Below are 6761 nucleotides of genomic sequence, written 5' to 3'. Positions count from 1 at the left end.
GGACTACTTCAGCGCGGCTTCGTTTTTGGGGGTGGCCGGGGCCGTCTATGCCTGGGGGCTCGATGGCATGTGGTTTGGAACCGGCTATGCAGCCGGGTTCGTGCCCCTGCTCCTGTTTTTTGCGTCGCCCCTGCGGCGGTTTGGCGAGTACACGCTGCCCGATTTCCTCGCCGCCCGCTTCCAGAGCCGGGCGGCCGGCCTGGTCGGCACCCTCATCGTCCTCCTGGTCACTACCCTCTACCTGGCCCCGCAAATGATGGGTGCCGGCGCCGTCTGGAGCCTGGTGGCCAGCCGGGGCCTGGGTTCCCTGGATGCCTATGTCACGGGGGTCCTCCTGACCGCGGCCGTCATGATGGTCTATTCCGCTGTGGGCGGCATGCGGGGCACGACGTGGAACCAGGCCATCCAGTTCTGGCTTCTGTTTGCAGCCGTGCTCAGCGTCGTGCTCCTCGCGGTGGGCGCCGGGTTCAACTACAGCCGGGCCGTCGGCGATCTCCACGATGAGATGCTGGTCAGCGCCGAACCGTGGCGGGTTGCCGACCTGACCCGGCCGGACCCCGAGACCGGCCTCACCCCGGCCCAACGAGCCCGGTCGGTGATGAGCCGCGAGTACTGGCAGCACCACATCGAGCCTCAGCTCGGCGACCCCGATGCGAGGGTGGTGGTGCTCATGCCGCGCACAAGCCGCCTGGGAGCCGACCGCACCCTGACGTTCACCCGCCCCGGCGCCCTTTACGGCCCGCTGGACCAGGTTTCGCTGCTGCTCACACTGGTGCTGGGGACCTCCGGCCTCCCCCACCTCATCATGCGCTACTACACCCATCCCACCGGCCGCATGGCCCGCTGGTCCACCGCGGGCGTCCTGGTGTTGACTTCCGTCTTCTACGCCCTGGCCGCCGCAGCCGGGGCGGCGGGGCGGCAGCTCGTGCCCCGACTCACCGCGTCCCTTCTGCAACCGAGCCCGGCCTTTGAGGTCGTGGACGGCGTGCTGGTCTCCGCGGACATGGTGCTGCCGTTCCTGGCCCAGACACTGGGGGGCTCGGCCTACCTGGGCTTTGTGGCGGCGGGGGCCATTGCGGCCATGCTCTCCACCATCGGGGGTCTGCTCATGGTTGGGGCGGCTTCCCTGGGCCACGACCTTTTCGAGCAGTTTATCCGGCCCCGGGCGCCGGAGGCCGTGAGAGTCCAGGCGGCCCGGGCGGCGGTCATGGTGATGGCGGTGGTGTCGGCGGGTATCGGCCTGGCGGTCAGGCGAATCGCGGCCTTCTCCACCTACCCCGCCCTCATCGCGATGATGGTGACCTGGGCCTTCTCGCTGGTGGCTTCCGGGCTGGTTCCGGGGCTGTTCTTGGCCATCTGGTGGAAGGGCACAACCCTTTCGGGCTTCCTTTCGGGCGTGGGACTGGGCACCCTGTTGGCGTTGGTCTTCGTGGCCTCCAACCTGGCCACGCTGACCGGCCACCCTCTCCTGCCAGGCCTGGCAAGCGGCGCCATACCGCTCACCTTCCCCACCCTCGTCTCGGTGCCCCTCGTGCTGGCGGTCGCCTTCACCGTGTCGTGGCTGGATCGGGGTCGCCGGCCCCGACACCTGGACGCCATTTGGGTCCGGATCCACGGCACGGCGCAGGAGCGCCGGATGGCTCCTAGCGTTTCGTCACCGTTTTCAACCCGAGGCGTTCCCGAACAAGGGGCGCCATGGCACGGCTGACGGGGATCTCGGTGCGGTCGGGATCCGAAGTCACCAGGGCAATGGAACCCTTGAAGTAGCTTACCACTTCCCGCACCTTCTCCAGATTGACCAGGTAGCGGCGGTGCACCTTCAGGAAGCCGAACGGGGACAGCCGCTCCTCCGTCTCCCGCAGGGTGAACCGGCACAGGAACCGCTCGGATCCCACCTTGACGTACGTGCGCTCCTCCTGAGCCGTGACGTAGACGATCTCGCCGGGTGAGACCAGGAGGATCTTGGCGCCACGCTCGACGGGAATGCGGGTGAAGCGCTCCAAAGACCAGCCCGAGCGGGCCCCAGCCTGGGCTGGCCACGCCGGCCGGGCTGCAGGCCCGTGGGATTCACCCGCGGGGGCGGCCAGACCCATGACACGCCGCAGCACCGCCGTCAGCATGTGTTCGTCGAAGGGCTTGAGAAGGTATCCGGCCGCGCCCACGTTGACCGCGTCGACCGCGTACTGCGGGTAGGCGGTGGTGAAGATGATGAACGGCCGGCCCCCCTGCTGCTGCAGCCTGCGGGCCAGGTCCAGCCCGTTGATGCCCGGCATCTGGATGTCGAGAAAGACGATGTCGTAACAGACTGCCTGGATGAGCTCGAAGGCTTCCGGCGCGGAGGCAGCCTCCCCCACAACTTGAACTCCCTTGAACTTTTCCAGCTGTCTGCGAAGCTCCCTCCTGGCGGGCCATTCGTCGTCCACGATGAGCGCTTTCAACAAGAGGCCCACCCCCTGTCAACGCATGGGAATGGCCAGATGCACCCGGGTGCCATGCCCGGGTTTTGAGTCCACGTGTAGCTTGAACCCCGGCCCGTATAAGCGCTTGAGGCGCTCGCTGATGTTGGCCAGCGCCACGCCTCCGCCTCCCGCCTGCCCGTCGCCCGCGACGCCGCCAGGCTTGGGGATCTCCCCGAGCCGGCCCGGATCAAAACCGGGGCCATCGTCCTCGACGCTGACGCAAAGCCGCGTCAGCACCCAGTCAAGCCGAGCCCGGATCCGGATGGTCCCAGGGCCCTCCTTGGACGAAATGCCGTGCCGGACCGCGTTTTCCACCAGGGGCTGCACGGAGAGGGCGGGAATGCCGACGCCCAACACCTGCGGATCGATGTCGTAGACGACCTTGAGGCGATCGCGAAACCGGGCCTGCTCGATGGACAGGTAGTTTTTGATGTACTCGTACTCCTGGGCAAAGGGAATGATGTGACCCGAGACGCTCATCCCCAGCCGAAACATATCCGCCAGCCGAATGAGCAGCCGCCGGGCGGTCTCCGGATCCTCCCGGATGTAAGCCACGACGGTGTGCAGGGCATTGAAGAGGAAGTGCGGGTTGATCTGGGCCCGCAGGGCTTTCAACTCCGCCTCGGCGGCCAGCCGCGCCTGGCGGTCCAGCTGCCCCAGGTCCATTTGCATGGAAAACAGTCGCCCGGCCGCCTCCAGGGTTGCCAGAAGCCCCTGGCTGGAACGCCCGGGATAATCGGCGGCCACCGCCACAAATCCAGCCGGTTCGCCCCCACAGGAGAGGGGAACGGCAAAAAGCTCCCGCACGGGCCCGCCGGGTGTGCGCACCTTGACGCGCCGGGCTTGCGCCTGCCGGCGCCGCCTCGAAATCCACAGGCCTCCCCCCTTGACGGCCTCGAAGGCCGCCCGGGACAGGGCCTCGTCCCGGCCGAATATCCCCGAGAGGCCCAGGACCTGATGCAGATCGGCCACCAGCACCCCGCGGACCCCGGGAAGGCCGTCGAGAATGCGGGCCGCTTTCGAGGCCGTGTCAGAATTGAGCCCCTGCCTCAATAGTTCAAATGACTCGGGAACCAAACCCAGCATGGCGCTTGACCCGGGGGGCAGCCGGATGGGGGCCAAGCGCATGGCATGGTAAGCGACCAGGGCCGAAAGCAGGCCGTTGGACAGGCCGATCACCCACAGGGCGCGTCCCGGCAACTCGCCGATCGCCGCGACCCAAAACACCGCCTCTGCGATTGTGATGAAAAGCACCGCCAGGACAGCAACCACCAGCATGACTTGACGCCCCTTGCCCTGCTCCGGCCTTCGCCCTCCCCCGGCAGCCTCCTTCGCGTTTCAACCCGCTGGAAATGCCGATCACCCCGCGAAAGTTGCCGTTCACCGCCGGCAGGGCGGCAGCCGAAGCCGTTCAAGCCCGGGAGGCTTCCGACAAATGTTCTCTTGCCGCGCTTCACCGGATCTGACTGGCGCGGCCGGCGCGTTCGCCTTTATCCTCGTAATTGTTACCATGTTCATCTATACCCTACCCGGCGCCGTGGGGGGCGCGTGTGAGCCGCGATTGCAACCCTTATCACAACGTGCCGGCGATGCGGGGGTGTCACATGCGCCGGGTTTTCAAGGCCGTCATCCTGGAACGGGACCCGGGCGACATCTCCACCATTGAAGACGAGGGCTCGGTGGAGGAGGCCCGGGAGGCGTGGCGTCAGATGCGGCTCCAGCTGGTGGCGAAGCTCGAGGAGATGGACGAGGAGCGAGAGGAGGCGTGAGATGGCCGTGACCCGTGAGTGCTTTCCATGAGATCGAGGGCCCCTGACCAGCACGATCATGAGGAGGGAAACGCGTGAGTGCCGTAACCTGGGTCTGGTTATTCGTCGCACTGTACTGGGCGTACTGCGTGTATTGGGGCGTCCGGGGCGCCCGCATGGCCACCACCGCCGGGCAGTACATCCTGGCGGGCCGCCAGCTGCCCATGTGGATCTTCATTCTGGCAGCGACGGCCACCTCGTTCAGCGGGTGGACCTTCATCGGCCATCCAGGGCTGATCTGGCGGGACGGGCTGGCGTATGCCTTCGCCTCGTTCTACGTGCTCACCATCCCCATCACCGGCGCGTTTTTCGCCAAGCGCCAGTGGCTGTTGGGAAAGCGCTACGGTTTCATCACCCCGGGTGACATGTACGCTTACTACTACGGCACCGAGGCCATGCGCTGGCTCGTCGTGGTGGTGGCGTTCCTGTACAGCGCCTTCTACTCGGCGGTCCAGCTGATGGCGTCGGGGGCCCTGTTCCACCACGTCACCGGCGTGCCGGTGGTGACGGGGTCCATCCTGCTGGCCGCCGTCGTGGTCTTCTATGTGGCGGCGGGCGGCCTTCGCAGCATCGCCTGGGTGGACGCGCTGCAGGCGATCTTGCTGGTGGCCGGAATCATCACGCTGGGGGCCTTTGTGCTGTACGCGATGGGCGGATGGCCGGCCTTCAGCGAAAAGGTCAGAGAGCTGCCGTCCAGGTTCCTCGAGGTCCCGGCAGTGATGCAGTTCACGGCTGGCAACACCATCTGGACGGGTACCATGATCCTGACCTATATGTTCTCGCTGATGGGCATCCAGGCGTCGCCGGCCTTCACCATGTGGTCCTTCTCCAACAAAAGCCCGAGGCCGTTTCCGTGGCAGCAGGTCTTTGCCTCCACCTTCGTGGTGGGCTTCGCCCTGTTCTTTTTCACGGCCATCCAGGGCATGGGCGGGCGCCTGGTGACCGATGCGCTGGGTATCACCAGGGACAGCGACGTGGTGCCCCTGCTGATGAGCCACTACCTGCCACCGGTCGTGGTCGGTTTCGTGACCATCGGCGCGCTGGCCGCGATGCAGTCCACGGCCTCGCCGTACATCGGCACGGGCTCCACCATCCTGTGCCGTGACGTGTACTTCCGGTACATCCGGCCCAACGCCGGCCACTCCGAACAGATCTGGACGGCCCGGATCTTCGCGGTGGTCATCGCCATCGTGGCCTTCATCATCGCCGCCAACTCCCAGCAGGCGCTGGTCATGCTGGGCGGGCTGGCCACCGCTTTTGGAACCCTCATGTACCTGCCGCTTTTGGGCGTGGTCTACGGCCTGCGGGTGACCGGTCTGGGCACGGTGCTGGGACTGGTTGCCGGCGTGGCAGCCGTCTTCCTCACCGATCTCCTGGTGCCGGCGTGGAAGTACCCGCTGACCATTCACTCAGCCGGGTGGGGCCTGGGGGTCGCACTGGTGGTCGGCCTGCTCACCAGCCGCATCGGCAAGGAGGCGCCGGAAGCCCTGGCCCGCCGCAAGGAGGTCCGGGAGTGGCTGGAGGATATCGACCGCCCCACGGAGTCCCAGCGCAAGTGGCGCAAAGCGATGTGGTTCGTGGTGCCCACATGGTACATCTTCGCCATCGGCCCCGGTGCCGTTCTCGGCAACCACGCTTTCTCGTTGCTGGGCTTTCCGCCCCTGTGGTCGTGGCAGATCGTATGGTGGCTGGGCGGCATCGTCATGATGTGGGCACTGTGCTTCAAGGCGGGGCTGTCGGTGTTGGGTGAGGCCCAGATCGAGCGGGCCGAGCGCGAGACTCATCTGGTGGTCGAGGAAGTGGGTCCGGCCGCCACGGTGGGCGCCGCCGCAGCAGCGGCCCGACGGTAAGAGGGAGGCGAGCGTCCGTGGCCCGCGAGGATTACTGGCTGATCGGCAGCCTGGTGTTCGTCATCCTGTTCATGTTGGTCTTCTTCCACTGAAGCAAGGGGCCAATGCACCAGACCAGCGGGTCCGGGTTGGGGAGCTCATCCCCCGGCCCGGCCCCTCCCCCTGCTTGGGCCCGGGTGCCTGCAGCCGGCGCGCAGGCCTGGGAGGCCGTGCCAGCCACGGAGGCTCAGGCCACCGCCACCTTTCGCCGCCCCGTCCGGGACCTGATCCGCCGGCCTCCCGTGACCTGCCCGCCGTCCACCTCCATTGCCGAAGCGGCCCGGCTCATGCAGGCTCACGGGGTCGGCTCGGTGGTGGTGATCGCCCAGGGGGAGGAGCCCGTCGGGATCGTCACGGACCGGGACCTTCGGGGCAAAGTGGTGGCGACCGGGCTCTCCCCGGCGCAGCCTGTCGCCCGCATCATGAGCTCACCCCTTCACACCTTGCCGCCCGACGCGCCGGCCATCGAGGCCCTGGTCAGCATGCTGCGGCTCGGGATCCACCACCTGCCCGTGGTGGAGTCGGCCCCACCCGGGCACGAAGCCGGGACTCTGCCCGGCGCCTTGGGGCCCGGCCGTCGCCTGGTAGGGGTGGTTTCCAGCAAC

The 6761-nt window shown here is 67.3% G+C and carries 6 protein-coding genes; 4 read left to right on the top strand and 2 right to left on the bottom strand.

Annotated features, from left to right (window positions below):
• On the top strand, nt 1-1708 hold a 1708-nt coding region (locus tag AB1609_13150; GenBank protein ID MEW6047406.1), incomplete at its 5' end, for a cation acetate symporter.
• Here AB1609_13150 and AB1609_13145 read toward each other — a convergent pair.
• Complete coding sequence (locus AB1609_13145) at nt 1644-2438, bottom strand: LytTR family DNA-binding domain-containing protein (protein MEW6047405.1); 795 nt, start codon at nt 2436-2438, stop codon at nt 1644-1646. The two genes, AB1609_13150 and AB1609_13145, sit on opposite strands and share 65 nt — an antisense overlap.
• 18 nt (nt 2439-2456) lie before the next feature.
• A complete protein-coding gene (locus AB1609_13140; protein ID MEW6047404.1) occupies nt 2457-3737 on the bottom strand; it encodes a histidine kinase in 1281 nt (426 codons plus the stop codon).
• A gap of 272 nt (nt 3738-4009) precedes the next feature.
• Between AB1609_13140 and AB1609_13135 the strand changes: the two genes are divergently transcribed.
• From AB1609_13135 to AB1609_13125, 3 genes are all read left to right on the top strand, one after another.
• Nucleotides 4010-4228, top strand: coding sequence for a hypothetical protein (locus tag AB1609_13135; GenBank protein ID MEW6047403.1), 219 nt, complete (start codon nt 4010-4012; stop codon nt 4226-4228).
• A gap of 74 nt (nt 4229-4302) precedes the next feature.
• On the top strand, nt 4303-6117 hold the full coding sequence (locus AB1609_13130; GenBank protein MEW6047402.1) for a sodium:solute symporter: 1815 nt from the start codon (nt 4303-4305) through the stop codon (nt 6115-6117).
• A 209-nt stretch (nt 6118-6326) separates the two neighbouring features.
• The coding region (locus AB1609_13125) for a CBS domain-containing protein (GenBank protein MEW6047401.1) at nt 6327-6761 on the top strand (435 nt) is incomplete at its 3' end.

Source organism: Bacillota bacterium (assembly GCA_040754675.1).
Lineage (GTDB): Bacteria > Bacillota > Limnochordia > Limnochordales > Geochordaceae > Geochorda.
The sequence above is the reverse complement of the archived record's forward strand: the minus strand, read 5'-3'. Positions and strand labels throughout refer to the sequence as shown.

Coding starts and splice junctions, on each gene's coding strand:
- AB1609_13140 (MEW6047404.1), bottom strand. CDS start 3,737: ATGCTGGTGGTTGCTGTCCTGGCGGTGCTTTTCATCACAATCGCAGAG.